The sequence below is a fragment of the Marinobacter sp. UBA2498 genome (assembly GCF_002341575.1).
Taxonomy (GTDB): Bacteria; Pseudomonadota; Gammaproteobacteria; order Pseudomonadales; family Oleiphilaceae; genus Marinobacter; species Marinobacter manganoxydans.
In genome coordinates, this window is sequence record NZ_DDOI01000068.1 from 14,267 (window position 1) to 14,740 (window position 474).

Sequence of the window (474 nt, forward strand, 5' to 3'; positions counted from 1 at the left end):
CGTGAAGGTGCCGGGCTTGTGCCCGGCTTCAACCAGCCTGCGATCCTCATCGTGAACGTATTGACGATACCGACCGTTGCCGGTGTGGCCGTAGTCGTAGAACAGTGCTTCCAGCTTGTCGATGTGATTGGCGGCCAGCGCAAAGTGGTTGCGCTCACCGAACTGGCCCTTGGCCGCAAGCCTGGCCATCTGTTCACGGTTGTAGCGATGGAAACTGTCACCGCTGACCATTGCGGCGTTCAGCCCCTCACTGGCAAACATCCGGCTGAAAATCTGGCCGGTGGTCGTGGTGCCCGCTCCGGACGAACCGGTAACCGCGATGATGGGATGACGTTTTGACATAGAGGCAGGTTGCCGGAATCAGGTTAGGCTGTCGAGCAGACGGGGTTTTTCAACCACGAAGCCCTGAGCGTAGTCCACACCCAGCTGTCGGAGCATGTCCAGAACGTCCCGGGATTCAACCTGGGAGGCAAT

At 59.3% G+C, this 474-nt stretch carries 1 protein-coding gene; it reads right to left on the reverse strand.

All coding sequences use genetic code 11. The annotated features are described in order from the left end of the window. On the reverse strand, window positions 1-342 hold a 342-nt coding region (locus B2W52_RS09690), incomplete at its 3' end, for a nucleoside/nucleotide kinase family protein (protein ID WP_476738524.1). Window positions 343-474: the final 132 nt, after the last annotated feature.